Annotated in this window: 19 protein-coding genes; 10 read left to right on the top strand and 9 right to left on the bottom strand. The window is 61.9% G+C overall.

Annotated features, from left to right (window positions below; genetic code table 11):
* Nucleotides 1-56 precede the first annotated feature (56 nt).
* Nucleotides 57-569 (bottom strand): methylated-DNA--[protein]-cysteine S-methyltransferase, encoded by a 513-nt coding sequence (locus ACA058_RS20185; RefSeq protein ID WP_497635612.1) that lies wholly within the window; start codon nucleotides 567-569, stop codon nucleotides 57-59.
* A 135-nt stretch (nucleotides 570-704) separates the two neighbouring features.
* Here ACA058_RS20185 and ggt point away from each other — a divergent pair, with 135 nt between their 5' ends.
* From ggt to ACA058_RS20150, 7 genes are all read left to right on the top strand, one after another.
* The gene (gene ggt, locus ACA058_RS20180) at nucleotides 705-2,432 is read left to right on the top strand and encodes a gamma-glutamyltransferase (protein WP_497635611.1); all 1,728 of its coding nucleotides are present in this window, start codon (nucleotides 705-707) and stop codon (nucleotides 2,430-2,432) included.
* Nucleotides 2,433-2,494: 62 nt separating this feature from the next.
* Entirely contained in the window at nucleotides 2,495-3,028 is a 534-nt protein-coding gene (locus ACA058_RS20175; RefSeq protein WP_497635610.1) for a cysteine hydrolase family protein, read from the top strand.
* A 185-nt stretch (nucleotides 3,029-3,213) separates the two neighbouring features.
* Entirely contained in the window at nucleotides 3,214-3,945 is a 732-nt protein-coding gene (locus ACA058_RS20170) for a gamma-glutamylcyclotransferase (RefSeq protein ID WP_497635609.1), read from the top strand.
* Nucleotides 3,946-4,009: 64 nt separating this feature from the next.
* Complete coding sequence (locus ACA058_RS20165) at nucleotides 4,010-5,017, top strand: helix-turn-helix transcriptional regulator (RefSeq protein ID WP_497635608.1); 1,008 nt, start codon at nucleotides 4,010-4,012, stop codon at nucleotides 5,015-5,017.
* Between the two features lie 136 nt (nucleotides 5,018-5,153).
* A complete protein-coding gene (locus tag ACA058_RS20160) occupies nucleotides 5,154-7,001 on the top strand; it encodes an amidohydrolase (protein WP_497635607.1) in 1,848 nt (615 codons plus the stop codon).
* Between the two features lie 244 nt (nucleotides 7,002-7,245).
* Complete coding sequence (locus ACA058_RS20155) at nucleotides 7,246-8,652, top strand: purine-cytosine permease family protein (protein WP_497635606.1); 1,407 nt, start codon at nucleotides 7,246-7,248, stop codon at nucleotides 8,650-8,652.
* Between the two features lie 108 nt (nucleotides 8,653-8,760).
* The gene (locus tag ACA058_RS20150) at nucleotides 8,761-9,870 is read left to right on the top strand and encodes a sterol desaturase family protein (protein ID WP_497635605.1); all 1,110 of its coding nucleotides are present in this window, start codon (nucleotides 8,761-8,763) and stop codon (nucleotides 9,868-9,870) included.
* On the opposite strand, the gene ACA058_RS20145 is transcribed toward ACA058_RS20150, so the two are convergent.
* The 8 genes from ACA058_RS20145 to ACA058_RS20110 all read right to left on the bottom strand — a co-directional run bounded on the left by ACA058_RS20145 (nucleotide 9,773) and on the right by ACA058_RS20110 (nucleotide 19,921).
* Complete coding sequence (locus tag ACA058_RS20145) at nucleotides 9,773-10,495, bottom strand: L,D-transpeptidase family protein (protein WP_497635603.1); 723 nt, start codon at nucleotides 10,493-10,495, stop codon at nucleotides 9,773-9,775. The genes ACA058_RS20150 and ACA058_RS20145 overlap by 98 nt on opposite strands.
* Entirely contained in the window at nucleotides 10,492-11,253 is a 762-nt protein-coding gene (locus tag ACA058_RS20140; RefSeq protein WP_497635601.1) for a M15 family metallopeptidase, read from the bottom strand. The genes ACA058_RS20145 and ACA058_RS20140 overlap by 4 nt, the downstream gene beginning before the upstream one ends.
* A gap of 38 nt (nucleotides 11,254-11,291) precedes the next feature.
* A complete protein-coding gene (lipA, locus tag ACA058_RS20135; protein ID WP_497635600.1) occupies nucleotides 11,292-12,248 on the bottom strand; it encodes a lipoyl synthase in 957 nt (318 codons plus the stop codon).
* Nucleotides 12,249-12,381: 133 nt separating this feature from the next.
* Nucleotides 12,382-13,638, bottom strand: coding sequence for a serine hydroxymethyltransferase (gene glyA, locus ACA058_RS20130; RefSeq protein WP_497635599.1), 1,257 nt, complete (start codon nucleotides 13,636-13,638; stop codon nucleotides 12,382-12,384).
* Between the two features lie 127 nt (nucleotides 13,639-13,765).
* A complete protein-coding gene (gene gcvP / locus ACA058_RS20125; RefSeq protein ID WP_497635598.1) occupies nucleotides 13,766-16,615 on the bottom strand; it encodes an aminomethyl-transferring glycine dehydrogenase in 2,850 nt (949 codons plus the stop codon).
* A gap of 9 nt (nucleotides 16,616-16,624) precedes the next feature.
* The gene (gcvH, locus tag ACA058_RS20120) at nucleotides 16,625-17,008 is read right to left on the bottom strand and encodes a glycine cleavage system protein GcvH (RefSeq protein ID WP_497635597.1); all 384 of its coding nucleotides are present in this window, start codon (nucleotides 17,006-17,008) and stop codon (nucleotides 16,625-16,627) included.
* Between the two features lie 420 nt (nucleotides 17,009-17,428).
* Nucleotides 17,429-18,937, bottom strand: coding sequence for a transcriptional regulator GcsR (gcsR, locus tag ACA058_RS20115; protein ID WP_497635596.1), 1,509 nt, complete (start codon nucleotides 18,935-18,937; stop codon nucleotides 17,429-17,431).
* Nucleotides 18,938-19,006: 69 nt separating this feature from the next.
* Nucleotides 19,007-19,921: a LysR family transcriptional regulator gene (locus ACA058_RS20110; RefSeq protein WP_497635595.1), complete on the bottom strand. Its 915-nt coding sequence runs from the start codon at nucleotides 19,919-19,921 to the stop codon at nucleotides 19,007-19,009.
* Nucleotides 19,922-20,072: 151 nt separating this feature from the next.
* Between ACA058_RS20110 and speB the strand changes: the two genes are divergently transcribed.
* From speB to ACA058_RS20095, 3 genes are all read left to right on the top strand, one after another.
* Nucleotides 20,073-21,074 carry an agmatinase gene (gene speB, locus ACA058_RS20105; protein ID WP_497635594.1) on the top strand — a complete coding sequence of 334 codons (1,002 nt, stop codon included), beginning with the start codon at nucleotides 20,073-20,075 and terminating at the stop codon, nucleotides 21,072-21,074.
* Nucleotides 21,075-21,141: 67 nt separating this feature from the next.
* Nucleotides 21,142-22,650 (top strand): aldehyde dehydrogenase family protein, encoded by a 1,509-nt coding sequence (locus tag ACA058_RS20100; protein WP_497635592.1) that lies wholly within the window; start codon nucleotides 21,142-21,144, stop codon nucleotides 22,648-22,650.
* Nucleotides 22,651-22,849: 199 nt separating this feature from the next.
* Entirely contained in the window at nucleotides 22,850-24,424 is a 1,575-nt protein-coding gene (locus ACA058_RS20095) for a purine-cytosine permease family protein (RefSeq protein WP_497635591.1), read from the top strand.
* Nucleotides 24,425-24,427 lie beyond the last annotated feature (3 nt).

Below are 24,427 nucleotides of genomic sequence, written 5' to 3'. Positions count from 1 at the left end.
GCGTGCATCCAGACAGCCCGCATTATCGTTTACGTCCATCGCGAGCAGGCTCGCTCCTACAAGCCTGGGAGGCGCGCGGTTTCAGGCCATTGGCCGCCTTCCAGTGTGAGCAACTTTTGCTTCGCTTCCAGCCCCCCGGCAAACCCGGTCAATTTCCCCGACGCGCCAATCACCCGATGACAGGGCGCGATAATCGAAATCGGATTTTTGCCATTCGCCGCACCCACCGCCCGCACCGCGCTCGGGTTGCCGATCTGCTCGGCGATCTGGCTGTAGCTGCGGGTTTCGCCAAATGGAATGGTCAGCAAGGCCATCCAGACCTTTTTCTGAAATTCCGTCCCGGCAAAATCAAGTTCAAGCTCGAAAGACTGGCGTGTGCCAGCGAAGTATTCGCGCAGCTGTTGCGCGGTGCGCAGCAGGACCGGGTTGTCCGGCACTTCGTTCATCGGGCCGAGGCGCACTCTGCCCGGTTTGTCATTTTCCCAGAGGATGGCGGCCAGACGTGCATCGTTCGCCACCAGCTTCAGCTCGCCGACCGGTGACGCCAGGGTGATATAGGTGTAGGTCATGCCGCAAGCATCGCCGAATTGCTGAACAGGTGTTAAGCATACTGCCTCGCCGGGGAGGCGCAATACGTAATCCCGACCATACTGCCTACTGCTCTTGAAGCGTTTTCCTACTTTAAAACAAAAAGAGACCGACTCATGAAGTACGAACCTTTTGCCAAATCGCTGATTGCGACCTCGTTGGCGCTCAGCTGCCTGACGGCCCATGCGGCCTCTGTGGCGCCGGTTGCGGCCGAAAACGGCATGGTGGTCACTGCCCAGCATTTGGCCAGCCATGTGGGCGTGGATGTGCTGAAGAACGGTGGCAACGCGGTCGACGCCGCTGTTGCGGTGGGTTACGCGCTGGCGGTGGTGTATCCCGCGGCGGGTAATCTGGGTGGTGGCGGTTTCATGACCATTCAACTGGCCGACGGGCGCAAGACGTTCCTCGACTTCCGTGAAAAAGCCCCGCTGGCCGCCACCGCTGACATGTACCTGGACAAGGCGGGCAACGTCGTCCCCGACCTGAGCACTCGCGGCCACCTGGCGGTTGGCGTACCGGGCACCGTGTCCGGCATGGAACTGGCGCTCTCCAAATACGGCACCAAACCGCGCAAGGAAGTGATCGCCCCGGCGATCAAACTTGCTGAAGACGGTTTCGAGCTGGAGCAGGGCGATGTCGAGTTGCTGGAGTACGCCACCGACGTGTTCAAGAAGGACATCAAGGATTCCGGCGCGATCTTCCTGAGCAACGGCGAACCGATGCAGGTCGGGCAGAAACTGGTGCAGAAAGACCTCGGCAAAACCCTGCGGGAAATCTCCGAGAAAGGCGCCGACGGCTTCTACAAGGGCTGGGTGGCCGACGCCATCGTCACCTCCAGCCAGGCCAACAAGGGCATCATCGCCCAGGCGGACCTCGACAATTACAAGACCCGTGAACTGGCGCCCATCGAGTGCGACTACCGCGGCTACCATGTGGTCTCGGCACCGCCACCGAGCTCCGGTGGTGTGGTGATCTGCCAAATCATGAACATCCTCGAAGGCTATCCGATGAAGGACCTGGGCTACCATTCGGCCCAGGGCATGCACTACCAGATCGAAGCGATGCGCCACGCCTATGTGGACCGCAACAGCTACCTGGGCGACCCGGACTTCGTGAAAAACCCGATCGCTCATTTACTCGACAAAAACTACGCGACCAAGCTGCGTGAAGCCATCAAGCCACAAAAGGCCGCTGTGTCCAGCGATCTCAAACCCGGCGTGGCGCCCCATGAGGGCAGCAATACCACCCATTACTCCATCGTCGACAAATGGGGCAACGCGGTGTCGGTGACCTACACCCTCAACGACTGGTTCGGGGCCGGGGTCATGGCCAGCAAGACCGGGGTCATCCTTAACGACGAAATGGACGATTTCACCTCGAAAATCGGCGTGCCGAACATGTACGGCCTGGTGCAGGGCGAGGCCAACGCCATCGCGCCCGGCAAGGCGCCGCTGTCGTCCATGAGCCCGACCATCGTCACCAAGGACGGCAAAGTGGTGATGGTGGTCGGCACCCCCGGCGGCAGCCGTATCATCACCGCGACCCTGCTGACCATGCTCAATGTGATCGACTACGGCATGAACATCCAGGAAGCAGTCGATGCACCGCGTTTCCACCAGCAATGGCTGCCGGAGGAAACCAACCTGGAGGCCTTCACCACCAGCCCGGACACGGTGAAGATCCTCGAAAGCTGGGGCCACAAGTTTGCCGGTCCCCAGGATGCCAACCACCTGGCAGCGATCCTGGTGGGCGCACCGTCGCTGGAGGGCAAGCCGGTGGGCAAGAACCGTTTCTACGGGGCCAACGATCCGCGGCGTAATACCGGGTTGTCGCTGGGTTACTGAGTATTGTGTTTGAATGGGGACGGACCCGTCCCCTGATCCAATGACTTTGCAAGGAAGGAACCATGACCACTGCATTGCTGATTATCGATGTACAGCAAGCCTTGTGCGCAGGCGAGTACGAATGTTTTGAAATCTCGCGTGTCATCACTACCATCAACGATCTCTCTGCCCGGGCGCGAAAGGCCGGAGTGCCGGTGGTGTTCATCCAGCACGAGGAAGAGGGCAGTCCCTTTGCGCATGAAGCGGCCGGTTGGCAACTGGCAGAAGGGCTGCAAGCTTCGCCAAAGGATTCGCGCGTGCGCAAGACCACGCCGGATTCGTTCTACCACACCAACCTGCAAAAGCTCTTGCCGGAGCATGACTTCGATTGCCTGGTGATCTGCGGGCTACAAACTGATTACTGCGTCAATGCCACGGTGCGCCAGGCGTTGAAACTGGGATACGACGTGGTGCTGGCGGCGGACGCGCACTCCACTGTCGACAACGGCAATCTCAAGGCGGAGGACATCATTGCCGAGCACAACAAGGATCTGGCGCACCTGACCGGTTCGGTGGCGCGGATCGACGTCACGCCGGCCAGCGAAATCCGCTTCTGACACCACCACATTCCCTGTGGGAGCGAGCTTGCTCGCGATGATGGCAGCACATCCAACATCGATGTTGGCTGACACACCGCTATCGTCGAAACGCCGCCCGGAGCAAGCTCGCTCCCACAGGGCATGCAATGCTCGCACGCTGCTAGTCTTTCAAGTTCCAGTTGAATCCATATTGAGAGGCGAATATGGACGCAGGCAAAGCCCGACAATCCACCAGGCGTAACCTCACGGCGGAACTGGTCGCCCATGTCGAACGGTTCGAGCCTGATCCTGGGCCCGAACCCGGCACGGCCGAACATACACCGGCGGAGTTCGATGCGATGGTGCAAGCGCTGTTGCATGAGTACAGGCCGCAAGCGCTTTGGGTGTTCGCCTACGGCTCGTTGATCTGGAACCCGGAATTCGAATTCGAAGAGTGCTGCAGTGCCACCGCTTTTGGCTGGCATCGCTCGTTCTGCCTGACCCTGACCCGCTGGCGCGGTACCCGCGAGTTGCCGGCGCTGATGCTCGCCCTGGATCGCGGTGGCAGCTGTCAGGGGGTGGCTTTCCGCCTGCCCGCGCAGGACCATTTCAAGCAGCTCGGGCTTTTGCTGGCCCGGGAAATCGACGCCAATCCACCGACCAACGTGGCGCGCTGGATCACCGTGAAAACCGCGTCCGGACCACTGCGAGCGTTGGCCTTTGTCGCCGCACGGGACGGCAGGGCCTATGCCGGCAAGTTGCCGATGGTTAAGGTTGCGCAAGTCCTGGCTCGCGCAGCGGGGCATTGGGGATCGGCGGCGCAGTACCTGTTCCGCACGGTGACCATGCTCAAGGAACAGGGCATCCGCGACCGCAATATGATCCACCTCGAAAGCCTGGTGGCCGAGGAAATCGAAGCATCCCTGGAACTCATCCAAAAATCACGCACTTCGTAGACGCCATCGCGGCGCCTGTGGCATGGTCGAATCGACAGACCATGCAGCGAACAGGAACGGCACGATGGAGCAGGGTAATCAGGGCGACGTCGACACGTCGATGACCACGCTGCAAGCGTTCAACCGTTGTGTGTTGCACTTGGGGCATCTGGCGCGAGAACGCGGTGCCGCCGAATTCATCGCCGACGGCTTGCAGGCGTTGCGCCAACTGGTGCCCTTCACCTCGGCGTGGTGGGGCGAGATGTCCACCTCGGTCGCCAGCGCAGCGCCGCAAAGCTGGATGCACGGACGCATCAACCTGCCTGACTCGTTTGCCGGCGAATGGCAACAGAGCGCCGGCAGCGACAGATTTTCCCATGACACCTTGAGTCGTCCCGGCGAGGTCATCCGCGACAGCGGCTTCAACGACCCTCACGCCGAAGTCGACGCCTTCGCCCGGCGCCATGATCTCTATCAGCTGATGTGCATCACCTTCGAACTGCCGGAAAGCGGCCTGATGTTTTTCGTCTGCGTCTACCGTGGCGCTGATGCAACGGCTTTCAGCGACGGCGAGGCCGGTCTGTTTTCGGCGTTCTGCGATCATCTGTTGCAGCTGTGGCGATTTAAGGTGCAGGACATGATCCGCGTCGACACCGGCAACGGCGCAAGCGACTTCGGGGTCGCGCGGCGCGACGGTGGTCTGCTCTACATCGGCGCCGGATTGTGCACGCTCATTCAACGGGAGTTGCCCGGCTGGAACGGCTCGACGCTGCCCGCCGAGGTCATCGCGCACTTGCCCAAAGCGCCCTGTGTCATGCGCCTGGGCCGCTCAGCACTGACCCTGAGCCCGAACGCCGAGCACGTCATCCTGTCGCTGGAAACGCAGCCGCGCGGTGCAGTGCTGGCGCCCCGGGAGCGGACGGTGGCGATGCTGTTCGCTGCCGGTCATTCCTACAAGGAGATCGCCAAAATCCTCGCCCTGAGCCCGGCCACAGTGCGCACCTACCTGCGCAACTGCTACCTGCAATTGGGCGTGAAGAGCAAGGTGGAACTGGGATCGGTGCTGCGTTCCGCCTGCATAACGCCACTGTAGGACATTTGCCTTACCCCTCCTCATTTGCAGAGGTCCATTCGAGCGCCGCGCTCTATAGGGTATGCACTGCATATCAAGGGCTTGCGTAACAGTCTGCGCTCACCCTTGCAAAACTATAAAAACAGAGGTAAGGCCATTGAAAATGTCCAGGCTATTTATCGCCGTTGCCGGTGCAACGGCCGTGTCCTGCGTGGCGCTGGTGGGGTGCCAGACCCAAGGTTCAACAAGCGCCGACATGGTCATGCGCAACGGTTATGTGTACACCGTCGACGGCAAGGATTCGGTGCACCAGGCGGTTGCGGTGACGGGCGGGAAGATTGTGTATGTCGGCAGCGATGAGGGGGCCGCTTCGTACATTGGCCAGCAGACGCAACTGATCGATCTGGCAGGGCGCATGCTGATGCCGGGCTTCATCGATGCGCACATGCATCCGGGGGACGGCGGTCGCGCCATGACGTTGTGCGACCTGAAATACCAGACCATGACCCGCAAGGTGTTCCAGGAAACCATCCAGGCCTGTCTGGATGCGGACAAGGACAAGGGCCCTGATGTCTGGCTCGAAGTCGGCAGTTGGGATCGCATGGGCATGACCGGCCTCGACGGCGATCCCGACAAATCGACCCTCGATGCGCTCAAGACCCAGCGTCCGATCCAGGTACGCTCCACCGACTTCCACACCGTGCTGGTCAACTCCCGCGGCCTCGCGGTGGCGGGCATCGACAAGCGCACGGCCAACCCCGGCGATGGCAAGTACGTGCGCGACAGTGCCGGCAATCCGACCGGAATTTGCGAGGACGGTGCGGCGGATGCCATGGCCGCCGTGGTGCCGCCCGCCACCGATGCCGAGAAGCTGACTCAAAGCCGCGCCGCGCTCGACGCGATGCGCCAGCAAGGCATCACCAGTTTCTTTGATGCCTTGTCGGGAGCGGAGAACGCCAAGGCGTTCACCACACTCGCGCAGTCCGGCGAATTGACCGCCCGTGCCTTGCTCGCAATCAAGCTTGACCCGGCCGCCGCCACCGCAGACCCGGATAAAACCATCGCCGAGGCCAAGGCCCTGGCCAGCACCTACGACCAGGGCGAAGCCAAGGTCGCGCCGGGCGTGAGCATGCGTCACGTCAAGTTGTTCATGGACGGCATCATCAACGCACCGGCCGACACCGGGGCGATGTTGACGCCGTATCTGCACAATGCCGGCACCGACAAGACGCCGAAATGGACGCCAGGCAAAAACCGTGGCGAGCTGTATTTCCCGCCACAGGTACTCAATCCGCTGCTGCTCAAAGCCGTTCAGGCCGGTCTTGATCCGCACCTGCACGCCACCGGCGACCGCGCAGTACGCGACTCGCTCAACGGCATCGAATACGTACGCCAGCAATTGCCCGGCAATCCATTCCGCCCGGCCATTACCCACGCGGAATCGGTGGATCCCGCCGATTACGGGCGCTTCAAGGCATTGGACGTGACTGCCAACATGTCGTTCCAGTGGGCGCAGCAGGCACCGTCCACGGTGGATGGGACCAACGATCATCTGGGTGCAGAGCGGTTTTCCCGCATGGAGCCGTCGGGCAGCATTGCCCGCGCTGGCGGCCGGGTGGCTTATGGCAGTGACTGGCCGGTCGACCCGCTCGACGAGTTTCTCGCGCTGAAGATCGGCGTCACCCGCGCGGGCGATCCACAGAACCCGCACAGCTACGGCCCCAAATACGCGGGCAGGCTGAACGGCGACCCGGCGTTGTCCCGTGCCGACGTGCTGCGCACCATCACCCTGAACGCTGCCGAGCAGCTCAGGCTGGAAAAAGTGACTGGATCGGTCGAGGTGGGCAAGTTTGCCGACCTGATCGTCCTGGACAAAAACTTCATGCAGGTGCCTGAGGACGAGTTGGGGCGCAATCAGGTGTTGCTGACGCTGGTCGGCGGCAAGGTGGTGTGGGCCAAGGCGCCGTTTGTGGGGCCGGTGGCCATGACCGAACAACAGAAATAAACGCATTCCCCTGTAGGAGCAATGCTTGCTCGCGATGGTCGTGAACGATAACGCGCCCAGTCTGAATAATCGCGTCGTTCGGACCTCCATCGCGAGCAAGCATTGCTCCTACAGGGAACGAGTACATCCGCGAAACCAGGCTGCCTTCACGTCCAGAGGCTTCCCCCACCAACCATAGAATCTCCCACAAGGGGCTCCCACAGGATTTGTGCGATGCCTTCTACTTTTGAAGAGAACAAAAATAATGACCGATAGTCCACAACGAAGTCCCCTGATCGAGACCCGCTCGATCGATTACATCCCTGAAGCCGAGCGTCACGGCAGCCTGTACAGTCAGTTCACCCTGTGGCTCGGCGCCAACCTGCAGATCACCGCGATCGTCACCGGAGCGTTGGCCGTGGTGTTGGGGGGTGACGTGTTCTGGTCGCTCGTCGGCTTGCTGATCGGCCAGGTGCTGGGCGGGGCCGTGGTGGCGCTGCACGCAGCGCAAGGGCCAAAACTCGGGTTGCCGCAGATGATCTCCAGCCGCGTGCAGTTCGGGGTGTACGGCGCGGCGATCCCGATTGTGCTGGTGTGCCTGATGTACCTCGGCTTCAGCGCCACCGGTGCGGTGTTGTCGGGCCAGGCGATTGCCCAGTTGATCAGCGTCAGCGACAGCGCCGGCATCCTGATCTTCGCCGCGTGCATCGCGCTGCTGACGATGTTCGGTTACCGGGTGATCCACCTGGTCGGGCGGGTGGCCAGCGTGCTGGGCGTCATCGCGTTCGTCTATCTGTTTACGCGCTTGATGAGCCTCAACGACATCGGCCTGCTGCTGGAAAACCGCCACTTCAGTTGGAGCACCTTCCTGCTGGCGGTGTCGCTTTCGGCTTCCTGGCAGATCGCCTTTGGCCCGTACGTGGCGGACTATTCGCGCTACTTGCCAAGCAAGACCTCATCCTGGAAAACCTTCACCGCCGTCGGCCTCGGCACAGTGCTGGGCGCCCAGGCGTCGATGGTACTGGGCGTGTTTGCCGCGGCGTTGGCGGGGGCGAACTTTCGCGGTCATGAAGTGGCGACCATCGTCGGCCTGGGCAGTACCGGGGTGATGGCCTCCTTACTGTACCTGAGCGTGGTGTTCGGCAAGGTCACGGTGTCGACCCTCAATGCCTATGGCAGCTTCATGTGCGTAGCCACCATCATCAGCGGCTTTCGCAGTCGCCTGGAAATCACCGTCGGCCAGCGCATGCTGTTCGTGCTGGTGATTGTGGCGGCGTCCACCACGTTGGCTCTGCTGGGCCAGTACTCGTTCCTCAACTCGTTCAAGTACTTCATCCTGTTCCTGCTGACGTTCTTCACCCCCTGGAGCGCGATCAACCTGGTGGACTACTACTTCATCAACAAGGAGCGTTATGACATCCCGGCATTGTCCGACCCGGCGGGGCGCTATGGCCGCTGGAACCTGCTGGGGATCAGCGTGTACGTGATCGGCGTGTTGATCCAGCTGCCTTTTGTCGACACCCATTTCTATTCCGGGCCGATGGTCGCGCAACTCGGCGGCGTGGATATTTCCTGGATCGTCGGGCTGGTGGTGCCGGGAATTCTGTATTTCCTGCTGGCCAGGACATCGGCAGGGGTTGTGCCGGTTGCCGAAATCCAAAGACCTGAATAAGATACATCCGCAATCACATATCGCAGGAGCCGGCTTGCCGTGCTCCTGCGCAAAGCATTTTTTCGAACCGACACACAAGGCTCTACTTCAGCAGGGGGCAGCCTTTTCATGGATGTTCTCGCACCGTTCGACCAGTACCTGTACCGGTGGCTGATTGCGCCTGTCAGCGACCGGTTCCTGGGGCTCTTCGACCTGAATGGTCGTCTCTGTGTGGCCTTTCTTTTCACCTCCTACGCTGTGGCTTACGGCCTGTTCCGCTGGCGCAGATCCCGCGGGCTGACCGACGCGCACACCTTCTGGCAGTTCATCGGCGGCAACCGTGTGCATTTTCATCCTTCGGCGCTGCTCGATTACCGCTACTACTTCGTGCGCGCCATCCTCAAAGTCCTGCTGGTGGTGCCCATCGTCGGCCTGGTGGACCCGTACGTACTGCGCTCCGGGGACTACATCCGCTTTTTCACTCAGCTGTGGGGCGCACGGGGGCAGTTCGAGGAGCACCTGGCGTTGTCCCTGCTCTATGGCTTGGGCGTGTTCTTGCTGCGGGACTTCCTCCATTACTGGGCCCACCGCGCTTACCACTCGCGCTACCTGTGGGCGTTCCACAAGGTCCATCATTCGGCGACGGTGCTGGTGCTGGTGCCGGTGACGGCGAGCCGGGTGCATTTCCTCGAGAAGGTGGTCGAGCGCTTGATCGACCTCGTGTTCATCAGCGCCTTTGCCGGCTTTTTCTGGTACGCCTGTGGCGGGGAGATCAGCCGTTACACGTTGTTCGGCGTAACCTACATGGTGTTTATCCTCAACGCCCTGGCAGCCAATCTGCGCCACAGCCATGTCTGGCTGTCCTTCGGGCCGCGGGTCGAGCACGTGCTGAACAGCCCGGCCCAGCACCAGATTCACCACAGCGACGCACCGCGGCACTTCAACAAGAACTTCGGGGTCAACCTGTCAATCTGGGACTGGATGTTCGGCACGCTGTACGTCACCCAAGCGCAACCGGAGCCCATCCGCTTCGGCACCGGCGAAGCGGATCATGGCCGTTACCTGACCCTCTACAGCCTGATCGTTACGCCCTTTGTCGAAACGCTGGGCAAGATCCGCCTGGCCAGGCGCTCGCTTGGGGTCAGCGCGGTGGCAGGCGCCAGCGTTCCCGCAACTGCTCGTACTGCGCCTCGGGCAGTTGCACCAGTAGCGGGGACTGGCGTGGGTCCAGCCAGCTGAACAAGTGGGCGATATCCGCCGGGGCCATGGCGGTGCAGCCACGGGTCGGTGTCGTGGGGCCGCGCCAGATGTGAAAGAAGATGCACGACCCGGCGGCGGGGGAAGCCGGCGTGTTGTGGTGGATGAAAATGCCCTGGCGATACAAGTCGTCACCGCGGCGCATGCGTTCGGAGCTGTTCCAGTCTTTCGCAATCGTGGAGCCGTCGACCAGTTCGTTGTAATGAGTGGACTGACTGTCATCCACGCATTCGATGGTCGAGGTCAGTGCGAGGTAGGGCAGGTGAGTTTCAACTGAAGCGTCGTAGCCAAAAGCGCTGCCCAGTTTGAAAATCCCGGCTGGCGCCTTTCCATCGCCTTCCTGTTTCACCGGCCCCTGAAGTTGCTGAGTGTCGAGCAGTCCCTTGCCCCAGCCCATGCCGTGTTTTCCGAGAACCACCGCAAACGGCGCTTCGACTTTTTCGAAGGTGCTGCCGTGCCGTTCATAACGTTGGGCGCTGCCCTGGATGTCATCCCAGTTCTTGCTGGTGACCACGATCAACTGACCACTACCGTCGAGCCCTTGCGCCTTCGCGGCACAGGGCATCAGCAGAATCAGCAACGCGCAGATTCTGCAAAGACTGTTCATGGCGCCAGCGGTGTAATGGGGAAGTTCATGACGGTCTTCAACGTCGCATCCCGGGTATAAGTGAAGTGCCACCACTCGGCGGAGTAACCGGTAAATCCCTCCTGCTCCATGGCGCGGGTCAGTCGCTTGCGATTTTCCATGGCCGTCGCAGTGATCGACGTCGAATCGGTATGGGCACGTTCATCGAAGCAATCAAAACCGGTGCCCATGTCGACTGCGCCGTCGTGCCAACGCTGACCATAAGGTGCCGTGCAATCGACTGGCGTGGCCGACGGCGTCCAGGTGTCGGCGGGCAGGGCGCCCGGTCCCGTCATGCTCAGGTCGACGGTGCCGCCTTTGGAGTGATTGGATACCCGCGCCACATAGCCCAGGCGCCAGAAGTCTTGCTTGTCCACCCGAGGATAGAACTCGGCCTTGCGCGGGTCGCCCGGCTCCGTGGCGAAGCGCCCCATGTCCGCGACCGCGCGGCTGGGGCGATAGCAATCGAATACCTTCAAGCCATAGCCTTGCGCCCGCAATGCCGTTTGCACCCGGACGAGGGCTTTGGCGGCATCCAGCGACAGCAAGCACTCGGGCGCTTCGTAACCGTCGAGCGGGTGCCCGGTGAAGTTGTGGGCGCTGGCATAACGGATGTCTTGCTCGATACCCGGATCGATCGTGCGTAAATACACCATGTGCTCGGGCCTGGGCTCGGCACCGGCGACACCCGACAAGGCGAGACTCAGGAACGGGAGCAATGTTCGAACGACAAATGGCATCGGGCCGGGCCTCCGCAATTGCATGACAAGTCACCTCATCATGGCTTGAAACCGGCGGCACCTCCATGAAGTTGTTGGTCGGCATGATAGGACGAGCGCACTAGCGGTCCAGAGGCCACGTTCTTGAAGCCCATGCGGGCGCCTTCCTCAGCAAACCACGCAAACACATCCGGGTGCACGAAACGCTGGATCGGCAAGTGGCTGCGCGACGGTTGCAGGTACTGGCCGAGGGTGAGCATGTCGATATCGTGCTCGCGCATACGCTGCATGACCTCGATGACTTCCTCGTCGGTTTCCCCCAGGCCCAGCATCAGCCCGGATTTGGTTGGAACCTGCGGCACCCGCTGCTTGAAGTTCTGCAGCAGATCCAGCGACCACTCGAAATCCGAGCCCGGCCGCGCGGCCTTGTACAGGCGCGGTACGGTTTCCAGGTTGTGGTTGAACACATCGGGTGGCTCAAGGGCGGTGATCGCCAGGGCGACGTCCATCCGGCCACGATAGTCCGGCACCAGCGTTTCCAGTTGAATGCCCGGCGACAGCTTGCGGATCTCGCGCAGGCAGTCGACGAAGTGTTGGGCGCCCCCGTCGCGCAAGTCGTCGCGGTCCACCGAGGTGATCACCACGTATTTGAGGCGCAGTTCGGCGATGGCCACGGCGAGGTTGGTCGGCTCATCGACGTCCAGCGGTTTCGGACGCCCGTGGCCGACATCGCAGAACGGACAGCGACGGGTGCAGATGTCACCCATGATCATGAAGGTGGCGGTACCGCCGGAAAAACACTCGCCCAGATTTGGGCACGAGGCTTCCTCGCAGACACTGTGCAGCTTGTGTTTGCGCAGCAGTTGCTTGATCCGGTCGACCTCGGGGGAGGCCGGCATGCGCACGCGAATCCAGTCGGGTTTGCGCGGGAACTCATCGGTGGGAATGATTTTCACTGGAATCCGCGCGACCTTTTCCGCGCCGCGCAGTTTGGTGCCGACTTGCACTGTGTTCATAGGTTTTCCTCAGTTGTAGGAGCGAGCATGCTCGCGATGGACGTGAGAACGCCGCGGGGCATCAGACTCCCAGCGTTATCGTTAGCGACCATCGCGAGCATGCTCGCTCCTACAGGGGATTTGTGGTGTGTGATCAGTCGCGGTAGACCGGGTAATCGCTGCACATCGCCGCAGCCTGGCGGGCGACCTGAGCCTCGACATCGGCATCGCCGAGATGATCGAGGATGTCGCAGATCCAGCCGGCCAGCTCGATGCTCTGGGCTTCCTTGAAACCACGGCTGGTGATCGCCGGCGTACCGATGCGCAGGCCTGAGGTCACGAACGGCGACTGCGGATCGTTGGGCACGGCGTTCTTGTTCACGGTGATGCCGGCACGGCCCAGCGCGGCGTCGGCGTCCTTGCCGGTCAGGCCCTGGCGGATCAGGCTGACCAGGAACAGGTGGTTGTCGGTGCCACCGGACACCACGTCATAGCCCCGTTCGATAAAGACCTGCGCCATCGCCTGGGCGTTGCGGATCACTTGCGCCTGATAAGTCTTGAACGCCGGCTCCAGTGCTTCCTTGAAGCACACGGCCTTGGCGGCGATCACATGCATCAGCGGGCCGCCCTGGCCACCGGGGAATACGGCAGCATTGAGCTTTTTCTCAAGTGTAGGATTGGCCCTGGCCAGGATCAGGCCACCGCGTGGACCGCGTAGGGTCTTGTGGGTCGTGGTGGTGACCACGTCGGCGTAGGGCAGCGGGTTCGGGTAGAGACCGGTGGCCACCAGCCCGGCGACGTGGGCCATGTCGACGAACAGATAGGCGCCGACCTTGTCGGCGATCTCACGGAAACGCGGGAAGTCCAGGGTCTTCGAATAAGCGGAGAATCCGGCGATGATCATTTTCGGCTGGTGCTCGACGGCCAGACGTTCGACTTCGTCGTAGTCGATCAACCCGGTCGCCGTGTCGATGCCGTATTGCACGGCGTTGTAGAGCTTGCCGGAAAAACTCACCTTGGCGCCGTGGGTCAGGTGACCGCCGTGGGCCAGGCTCATGCCCAGCACGGTGTCGCCAGCCTGCAGCAACGCCAGGTACACCGCCGCGTTGGCCTGGCTGCCGGAGTGCGGCTGGACGTTGGCGTAGTCGGCACCGAACAGTTGCCTGGCGCGGTCGATGGCCAGTTGCTCGACCACGTCGACGTGTTCGCAGCCGCCGTAATAGCGTTTGCCCGGATAGCCTTCGGCGTATTTGTTGGTCAGGCCGCTGCCTTGCGCCTCCATGACCCGTTGGCTGGTGTAGTTCTCCGAAGCGATCAGCTCGATATGGTGTTCCTGCCGCGCGTCCTCGGCGTTCATCGCCGCCAGCAGTTCGTCGTCGTAGCCTTTGATCTGGTCGTGTTTGCTGAACATGGTGATTTCCTCTGATTGTTTTTTCTGTAGGAGCAATGCTTGCTCGCGATGGCCGTTATGCGGTCTATGCGATGCACCGAGTTATCGTTCATCGCGAGCAAGCTTTGCTCCTACAGGGGATGTGTGGTCAGGCGTAGTCGGCGATTGAAGGGCAGGCGCAGATCAAATTGCGATCGCCAAACACGTTGTCGACCCGACCGACCGGCGGCCAGTATTTTCCGTCCATCAAGGTGTCCAGTGGGTAAACCGCCTGCTCACGGCTGTACGGATGCGACCACTCGCCCACCAGCTCAGCCGCTGTATGCGGGGCGTTTTTCAGTGGGTTGTCGTCCTTGTCCAGGGTGCCGTTTTCCACCGCGCGGATTTCTTCGCGGATACGGATCATGGCGTCGCAGAAGCGGTCCAGTTCTTCCTTGGATTCGCTTTCGGTCGGCTCGATCATCAAGGTGCCGGCCACCGGGAAGGACATGGTCGGGGCGTGGAAGCCGAAGTCGATCAGGCGCTTGGCGACGTCATCGACGCTGATGCCGCTGCTGTCTTTCAATGGGCGCAGGTCGAGGATGCACTCGTGGGCCACCAGGCCGTTGCTGCCGGTGTACAGCACTGGGTAGTGCTCTTCGAGGCGGCGGGAAATGTAGTTGGCGTTGAGGATCGCCAGCTGCGAAGCACGCTTCAAGCCGGCGCCGCCCATCATGCGGATGTACATCCAGGTGATCGGCAAAATGCTCGCGCTGCCGAACGGTGCGGCGCAGACCGCGCCTTCCTTGCGTGCCATGTGCGCGTGGCCCGGCAGGAACGGGGTCAGGTGCGACTTGACGCCGATCGGGCCGACGCCCGGGCCGCCACCGCCGTGGGGAATGCAGAAGGTCTTGTGCAGGTTCAGGTGCGAGACGTCGCCGCCGAACTTGCCCGGGGCGCAGAGGCCGACCATGGCGTTCATGTTGGCACCGTCGATGTACACCTGGCCGCCGTGGTCGTGAATGATGCCGCAGATTTCGCGGATGCCTTCTTCGAATACGCCGTGGGTCGACGGGTAGGTGATCATCAAGGCCGCGAGATGTTCGCGGTGCTCGATGGCCTTGGCGCGCAGGTCTTCGATGTCGACGTTGCCGCGGGCGTCGCAGGCGGTAACCACCACGCGCATGCCGGCCATTTGTGCGGTGGCCGGGTTGGTGCCGTGGGCCGAGGACGGGATCAGGCAGATGTCGCGACGGTCTTCGCCACGGCTCTGGTGGTAGGCGCGAATCGCCAGCAGGCCGGCGTATTCGCCTTGCGAACCGGCGTTCGGTTGCAGCGAGATCGAGTCGTAACCGGTGGCGGCGCAGAGCATCGCTTCCAGTTCATCGGTCAGTTGCTGGTAGCCGGCGCTTTGTTCGGCCGGGGCGAACGGGTGCAGGGCACCGAATTCGGCCCAGGTCACCGGGATCATTTCGCTGGCGGCGTTGAGTTTCATGGTGCACGAACCCAGCGGGATCATGGTGCGGTCCAGCGCCAGGTCCTTGTCCGCCAGTTTGCGCAGGTAGCGCATCAGCTCGGTTTCCGAGTGGTAGCGGTTGAACACCGGGTGGCTGAGGATTGGCGACTGGCGCAGCAGGGCCGCCGGGATAGTCGCTTGAGTAGCAGCGGCGAGGGCGGTGAAGTCCGGCAGGGTCTGGCCGGCGGCGAAGAGCGCCCACAGGGTTTCAACGTCAGCTTGGGTGCTGGTTTCGTCGAGAGACAGGCCCAGGCGTTCAGCGTCGACCACGCGCAGGTTGATCTGCTGGGCGCGGGCCTGCTCGTGCAGCGCAGCGGTTTGCGCGCCAGTGTTCAGGGTCAGGGTGTCGAAGAAGTTTGCTTGTTCAACCTGCAAGCCCAAAGCATTCAAGCCCTTGGCCAGAATCGCGGTCAGCTGGTGCACACGCTGGGCGATCTGCGTCAGGCCCTTCGGACCGTGATACACGGCGTACATGCTGGCGATGTTGGCGAGCAATACCTGCGCAGTGCAGATGTTGCTGGTGGCCTTCTCGCGGCGGATGTGTTGCTCGCGGGTCTGCATCGCCAGGCGCAGGGCCGGCTTGCCGAAACGGTCGACGGAGACACCGACCAGACGGCCCGGCATGTCGCGCTTGAACGCATCCTTGGTGGAGAAGTAAGCCGCGTGCGGGCCACCGAAGCCCAGCGGCACGCCGAAGCGTTGTGCACTGCCGATGGCCACGTCGGCGCCGAATTCGCCCGGCGGGGTCAGCAGGGTCAGGGCCAGCAGGTCGGCGGCCACCGCCACCAGGGCGTTGGCAGCGTGCAAGCGCTCGGTCAGGGCACGGTAATCGAACACATCACCGTTGCTCGCCGGGTATTGCAGCAGGGCACCGAAGAACGGCGTCACGTCGCTCAATTCGCGCTCGTCACCGACCACCACCTCAATGCCCAACGGCTCGGCACGGGTGCGCAGCACGTCGAGGGTCTGCGGGTGGCAATGCACGGAGGCGAAGAACTGGTGGCTGCCCTTGTTCTTGCTCAGCCGCTTGCAGAAGGTCATGGCTTCGGCGGCGGCGGTGGCTTCGTCGAGCAAGGAAGCGTTGGCGATCGGCAGGCCGGTGAGGTCGCTGATCAGGGTCTGGAAGTTCAGCAGGGCTTCGAGACGGCCCTGGGAAATTTCCGGCTGGTACGGGGTGTAGGCGGTGTACCAGGCCGGGTTTTCCAGCAGGTTGCGCAGGATCGGCGACGGCGTGTGGGTGCCGTAGTAACCCTGGCCGATGAAGGTCTTGAACAGTTGGTTCTTGCCGGCGATGCCTTTGATCATTGCCAGTGCGTCAGCTTCGCTCAGGCCGTCTTCCAGGCCGAGTACGCTGGTGCCCTTGATGCTGTCGGGAATGACGCTGGCGCTCAGGGCTTCGAGGGAGTCGAAACCGAGGGTGTTGAGCATGGCTTGCTCGTCACCGGCGCGGGGGCCGATGTGGCGGGCGATGAATTCGTTACGGGTGTCGAGGAGGGCGGTCATGGGCAATCCTCACGCGTCGGTCTGGTCTTGGATCAGGCGGTCGTAGGCGGCCTGATCCAGCAATTGGCCGACAGCGGCAGCGTCAGCGGGCTGGAAACGGAAGAACCAGCCTTCGCCCAGCGGATCTTCGTTGACCAGCTCCGGGGTGCTGTCCAATTCCGAGTTCACTTGCAGCACCTTACCGTCCAGCGGCATGCCGATGCTGCTGGCGGCTTTCACCGATTCCACGACCGACACTTCGGCACCGGCGTTGAAGCTTCCCAATTCAGGCACTTGAACAAACACCACATCCCCCAGCGCCTGTTGCGCAAACGCGGTGATCCCGACGGTGACGCTGCCGTCAGCTTCGGTGCGCAGCCATTCGTGTTCGACGGTAAAACGCATTTCGCTCATATCAACTCCTCATTGTTCAGACTCATCCGCTGCAGGTGGCGGAGGTCGATGGGCAGGCTCGTGTGTGGGTAGCGAGCTTGACTGGAGGAGAGATAGCAAGGGTGGTGCCAATCTTGTTTATTTGTTTTAAATCATATAGTTATGATTATGAAAGGCGGTTGGGGGGATTGAGTTCGTATTGAAATCAATACAGAGATGCCAGGATGACGGCCCGAAGTCCGGTCCAGAGGGTTGAGAGGGTTTTGTCTTGATTTCGATACGCTGTATCGATTTGCAGACAATGTCGGGTAGCACTCAATCCCTGTGGGAGCGGGCTTGCCCGCGATTGCGGTGTATCAGGCAAAAAAATGGTGACTGACACGGCCTCATCGCGGGCAAGCCCGCTCCCACAGGGATTTTCAGTGTTTGTGAAATCGGCGGTCAGAGCTTGTTGGGAATCCCGTACTTACGCAACCGAATGGCAATCGCACTATGGGAGGTCTGCAACCGCGCCGCGAGCAAGCGGCTGGACGGATAGGTGCGATAAAGCTTTTCCAGCAGATTCTTTTCAAACCCTTCGACAGCATCCTCAAGGCTGCCCACCTCGCCATCGTTCTGGCGCTCCACAGCCGTTCTGGCAATGTCGAGATCATCAATGTCCACCAGCGGGTTTTCGCAAATCGCCGCGGCGCGAAAGATCACGTTTTGCAATTGCCGTACGTTACCCGGCCAGCGGTTGCCGAGCAGGGCTGGAAAGGTGCTGGGCGCCAGGCGACAGACCGGGCGCTGGATCTGCGCGCAGGCCTGCTGCATGAAGTGCTGGGCCATCAACAGGATGTCGTGGCCACGTTCGCGCAGCGGCGGTACTTGCAGGTTGAGCACATTGAGGCGGTAGAACAGGTCTTCGCGAAAATGCCCTTCGCTGACCATTTTTTCCAGGTCGCGGTGGGTCGCACTGAGGATCCGCACATTGACCTTGACCTCACGATCGCCACCGACCCGACGGAAGCAGCCATCGCTCAAAAAGCGCAGCAGCTTGGCTTGCAGATACGGCGACATCTCGCCGACTTCGTCGAGAAACACCGTGCCCTGGTCGGCCAGTTCCAGCAGCCCGAGCTTGCCGCCCCGTTGCGCACCGGTGAACGCACCGGGGGCGTAGCCGAACAGCTCGCTTTCGGCCAGGCTCTCCGGTAGCGCAGCGCAATTGAGGGCCAGGAATGGCTTGTCACGGCGACCGCTGATCGCGTGACAGGCGCGGGCCACCAGTTCCTTGCCGGTGCCGGTTTCACCCTGGATCAACAGCGGTGCATCGAGGGCCGCCACCCGTTGCGCGCGGGCCTTGAGCGAGCGGATCGGCGGCGATTCACCGAGCAACGCATCGAAACCTTCGGCATGATCATGGTGCAGCGCCGAGAGGCGTTCGCCGATGCGGTTCGGTTGATAGAGGGTGAGCAGGGCGCCGGCGTCGGTGATCGGCATGGCATCGAGCAGCAAGGTGTGGCCGCCGAGGCTGACCTCGTGCATGGGCAGACGGAAATGGTGGGCGATCAAGGTGCTTTGCAAATCGGCATCGTCGAACAGCGCGCTCAGCGATTCACCGGCCGGTTCGCGACCGCACAGGGCGATCAATGCCGGGTTGGCCAGCAGCACGTGCCCACGATCATCCACTGCCAGCACCGGGTCGGAACTGGCAGCGAGCAAGGCATCCAGTTGCAGGCGCCGACGTTGCCCAGGAAGGATGTCGACCATGGTCACCGCTTGCACGCCGCGCACGCCGAACAGTGCCTCGCGCAACTCTTCCAGCACTTCGGCGCCGAGGGTCGGAGCATCGATGTAGACGTTCGGCGGCACCATCTCCACGGCGTCCAGATTGAAGCTGCGCCCGCCGAGCAGGGCCAGTACTTCCTGGGTGATGCCGACGCGGTCGATGAAGGTGACGTGGATGCGCATGACAGGCCTGCAAGATGGGCGAACGGAAATCAGTATGCCGGGGCGAATTTGAATTTGGCGAGCGTCACGTCATCCGTTAGCCGTTTTGCGCGCGCTGGCGGCCAGGTCCTCAAGGAACGCCTGCAGGATCGGCGATGGTGCCACGCCGCGCCGGGTGATCACGTCGAACGGTGACTTCAGACGCAGGCTCGACGGGCCCAGTTGATGCATCTCGCCTGACTTGAGCCACTGGGAGGCGAAGTGCTCGGGCAGGAAACCCATGTAGGCGCCGGAGATGATCAGGATCGCCGAGGCCTCGATGTTGTCCACGGTGGCCGCCGCCTTGCTCACGCCCAAGTGTTCCAGGTCGTATTGCTGCATGTAGCCGCGCACGACGATGCGGCCCGCGCCGATTTCTTCAAGCAGTTCGGCCCCTTCGGCCTTGCTCCCGTAGAGCGGATGCCGGCGCCCGCAATACAACCCCAGCGCTTCCTGATACAGCGGCGATTGCAACAGGCCTGGCAGATGGATCGGAAAGTGCCCGATGGCCAGGTGCAAGCGGCCGTCGAGCACCCGTTCCTCCAGTTCGGCGGGGGTGCCGACGTACACGTTCAGGTGCACATCATGCCCGCGCGACACGAAGCGCTGGGTGGTGCGCGGGATCGGCGAATCCGGGTCGGTGATGGTGGTGTCGATGATCCCCAGGTTGAGCTTGCCGCTGATGTGCTGCTTGAGCACGTCGGCGTCCATGCAGAAATTTTCCACCGCCGACAGCAGGCGCTGGGTGGCTTCGTGAATCGCCACCCCTTGCTCGGTCAGGCGAAAGCCGCTGCGCCCGCGCTGGCAGAGCTTGACCCCAAGGCGGGTTTCCAGATGGGTCATCTGTTCGCTGATCGTCGACTGCCCGGCATTCAACGCCGCCTGGGCGGCCGAGAAACCGCCGCAACGGACAATTGTGGCAAACACCCGAAGCAACTTCAGGTCGACATCGTGCAGTTGAATCACCTGGAACCTCCCGCTTGTGGATGCATCGGTAATGCCGATATGAGTATCTGATGTTTAGCATTTTTTCCACGAAAACCTGCGCTCATAGTCTTTCCAACGGCGGTCGCCTTGCAGTCCGCCAAGCCGATAACAAGAAGTGGAGAGGCTAGAAATGTCGAACAACGGTTATGAATCCGGTCGTCTGAACCTGCCATTCGTGGGTCATTGCACCTTTGGCAAATCCCCGGTGTGCACCGATTGGGACGCGCTGGATGCCGACGTTGCGGTGCTGGGCGTGCCCAACGACATGGGCACCCAGTGGCGCTCCGGCGCACGCTTCGGACCACGCGGGATTCGCGAAGCATCGACGCTGTTTTCCTTCGGCCACGCCGGCGCCTATGACCACGAAGACGACGTGATGTACCTCACGGCGTCGGACGTGCGCATGGTCGACGTCGGTGATGCCGACATCGTCCACACCGACATGGCCACCAGTAACAAGAACACCGAATACGCCGTGCGCAAGATCCTCGATGCCGGTGTGATGCCGGTGGTGCTCGGCGGCGATCACTCGGTGCACGCGCCAGTGATCAAGGCCTTCGAAGGGCGCGGGCCGATCCACATCATCCACTTCGATGCGCACCTGGACTTCGTCGACGAGCGCCACGGCGTGCGTTACGGCCACGGCAATCCGCTGCGCCGCGCCTCGGAAATGAACCACATCGTCGGCATGACCCAGATGGGCATCCGCAACGTCTCGTCGTCCAACCGCGACGACTACGAAGCGGCCCACGAAGCCGGCTCGAAGATCCTCTCGGTGCGTGATGTGCGTCGCCTTGGCGTCGAAGGTGTACTGGCGCTGATCCCGCAGAACATCAACTACTACATCACCATCGACATCGACGGTTTCGACCCGTCCATCGCCCCTGGCACCGGTACCCCGAGTCACGGCGGCTTCCTCTACTACGAAGTGCTGGAAATCATCCAGGCCCTGGCCAAGCGCAGTAAAGGCAACATCGTCGGCATGGACCTGGTGGAGGTCGCACCGGTGTACGACCCGACCGGCATGACCTCGATCCTCGCCGCGCAACTGCTGCTCAACAGCATCGGTTTCATCTTCCACGAGCGTGGCAAGGTGCGGGCGGCCGCCGTGAGTGAATCGACGCTGGCTTAAGAGCCGAGCCTGAACATCGAAACCACATACCCCGGCAGTGCCTGACTGCCGGGCAGAGAGAATAAAAATGGACACGATCGTCAAAAGTTACCTGCAGAAATTCGGCGTCTCCGAAGCCACCCAGACCTTCCTCAGCAAAGTGCAGAAGATGTTCATCGGCGGTGCCTGGGTCGAAGCCAGCGACGGCCAGAATTCCGACGTCATCGAGCCGTCGACCGAAGGCTTGATCACCCGCATTCCCATGGGCACTACCGATGACCTGGACCGCGCCGTGCAAGCCGCCCGTGCGCAGTTCGACGGTGGCGAATGGCGCCAGGCCAAACCGGCGCAACGCGAACGCCTGATCCAGCGCCTGGCCGACCTGATTGAACAGAACGCTGCCGAACTGGCGGAAATCGAATCTATCGACATGGGCAAGTCGGTCGCCTTCGCCAAGGACGTCGATATCCAGGGCACCGTCGATACCCTGCGCTATTTCGCCGGTTGGGCCACCAAGCTCCACGGGCGCACCGTCGAGCCTTCGCTGCCGGGCAATTACCTGGCCTATACCCGCAAGGAAGCGGTGGGCGTGGTCGGCGCCATCGTGCCGTGGAACTTCCCCCTGCAAACCATGGCCTGGAAGCTCGGCGCGGCGTTGGCCACCGGTTGCACCGTAGTGGTGAAACCCGCCGAGTTGACGTCGCTGTCGGCCCTGCGTTTCGCTGAACTGGTGCAGGAAGCGGGCATTCCGGACGGTGTGATCAACATCGTCACCGGACGTGGCAGCGTGGTCGGCGCGGCCATGGCCACCCACCCCGGCATCGACAAATTGACCTTCACCGGTTCGACCCCGGTGGGCTGTACCGTTGGCCGCGCAGCACTGGACGACATGAAGCGGCTGACCCTCGAACTCGGCGGAAAATCACCGGTCATCGTTTTTGCCGATGCCGACATTCCGGCCGCTGCACAAGCGGTCGCCAATGGCGTGTTTTTCAACTCCGGACAGGTATGCGATGCCGGCACGCGGGCCTATATTCATAGCAGTGTCTACGACGAATTCCTGCGTGAGCTGATCGCCTACACACGCACCCTGAAAATGGCCCCGGGCCTGGACCCGGACTGCTTCATCGGCCCACTGGTTTCGGCCCTGCAAAAGCAGCGCGTGACCGAGTACATCGAGACCGGCAAGGCTGAAGGCGCCGAACTGGTCTACGGCGGCCAACCGGTCGATGGCCCTGGCTTCTTCGTCGAACCGACCATCTTCGCCAACTGCCGCAACGACATGCGCATCGTCCAGGAAGAGATCTTCGGTCCGGTGCTGGTGACAGCAAAGTTCGATGACGAGGAAGAGGCGCTGGCCCTGGCCAATGACTCGCCTTATGGCCTGGCGGCAGCCCTGTATTCCAACGACCTTGGCAAGGTGCACAGCCTGATACCACGCCTCAAGGCCGGCTCGGTCTACGTCAACGCCCACGGCACCCTCGACCCGTCGATGCCGTTCGGTGGCTACAAGCAGTCCGGGTTCGGCAAGGACCTGGGCGCCGAGCAGCTCGATTACCTGCTCGAAACCAAGGCGGTGTGGATCACGCTGCCGTGAGTCAAGGCTGACTCTTTGAACGACACAAAACCTGTGGGAGCGAGCCTGCTCGCGAAGAGGCCGGCATATCCAGCATCAATGTTGCCTGACACATCGCCTTCGCGAGCAGGCTCGCTCCCACAGGAACCCCAACAGGGATGTCGTTCACCCGAAAGAACGCGGTTATCTCGTCATGATCTTCCAACAATAAGAGTCCATCATGAACACTAACGCCAAGTCCGCCACGAGTGTGTCCTCCCTCGACGACAAATCCGTCGTCGAGGGGCATTCGATTGACTTCATCCCCGAGAGCGAGCGCACCGACAAACTGTCGAGCCAGGGCCCGTTCTGGTTCCTCGGCAACTTCACCTTCTTCACCATGACCATCGGCTTCGTCGGCCCCAGTGTCGGCCTGACCGCGCTCTGGACCACACTCGCCGGCACGCTGGGCATCATGTTCGGCACGCTGTTCATGGCGTTTCACGGTTCGCAAGGCCCGCACCTTGGCTTGCCACAGATGATCCAGTCCCGCGCGCAGTTCGGTTACCGCGGGGTGATCCTGGTGCTGCTGGCGACGCTGTTCGTGTTCGCCGGGTTCAACATCGTCAATCTGGTCCTGATGATGCAGGGCCTGCACACGCTGTTCGGATTCAACCCCGCGGTGATCGCGGTGGCGGTGACCATCCCGGCGGCGGTGCTGGCGATCCTCGGCCATGACTGGATGCACCGCAGCTTCAAATGGGCGTTGTACCTGTCGCTGCCGCTGTACGGCCTGGTGACACTGGCGGTGTTGATGGGCTGGGTGCCGGATGCGGTACTGCCGGCGCTTGCCGAGGGCGAAGCGGCCCCGGCACCGCTGGGCTTCAACTGGACCGGTTTTATCGCGCAGTTCGCGGCGGCGGCGAGTTACAACATCGCCTATGCCCCGTACGTGTCGGACTACTCGCGTTACCTGCCGAAGAACACCTCCAGCGGCAAGCTGATTGCCGTGGTGTTTCTCGGTGCTTCGCTGTCCGGTGCGTGGATGATCTCCGTCGGTGGCTGGCTGGCCGATCACCTGCACTCAACCGATGTGCTGGTGGCCTTGGGTCAAGTCGGCAACACCGTGTCGCCGCTGATGGGCACCGTGGTCGTGGTGGTGACCATCCTGGCCTTCCTGCCGGTGATCGCGATGAACATCTACAGCGCCAAGCTGACCACCCTGACCTGTGTCGATTCGATCAAGCACATCGAGCCGACCCGCAAGGCGCGGATCCTCGCCATCGCCTTCGTGATCCTGCTGCAACTGGGCGTGGCCCTGAGCATCCAGAGTTCCGGCAAAGGCCTGTCGGTGCTCGGCATCTACCTGGTGGTGATGCTGTACTTCCTGGTGCCCTGGACCTCGGTCAACCTCACGGACTACTTCTTCGTGCGCAAGGGCCGCTACGCCATCCCGCACTTCTTCATGCCCCACGGCAACATCTACGGCAGCTGGGGCCTGCGCGGTATCGCCGCCTATGCCATCGGTTTTATCTCGATGATTCCGTTCTTCTACATCTACGACGGCGTTGAACAACGCGAAGTGTATGTCGGCCCGCTGGCCAAGGCGCTGGGCAGCATCGACATCGCCTGGCTGGTGGGGCTGATCGTCTCGGGGCTGGCGTACTACTGGCTGAGCCGCTCGATCGACCTCAAACGCGAAGAAGCCGTTATCCAGCAGATCGAGAAGACCTGCCCGCAATACACCACTGGCGACACGCTGACCCACAAACAGCAACCACTGCCGGTATTCACTGAATCGACGGTCGGGAGATAGCCA

It is taken from the genome of Pseudomonas sp. LBUM1649, from assembly GCF_059716155.1.
The sequence above is the reverse complement of the archived record's forward strand: the minus strand, read 5'-3'. Positions and strand labels throughout refer to the sequence as shown.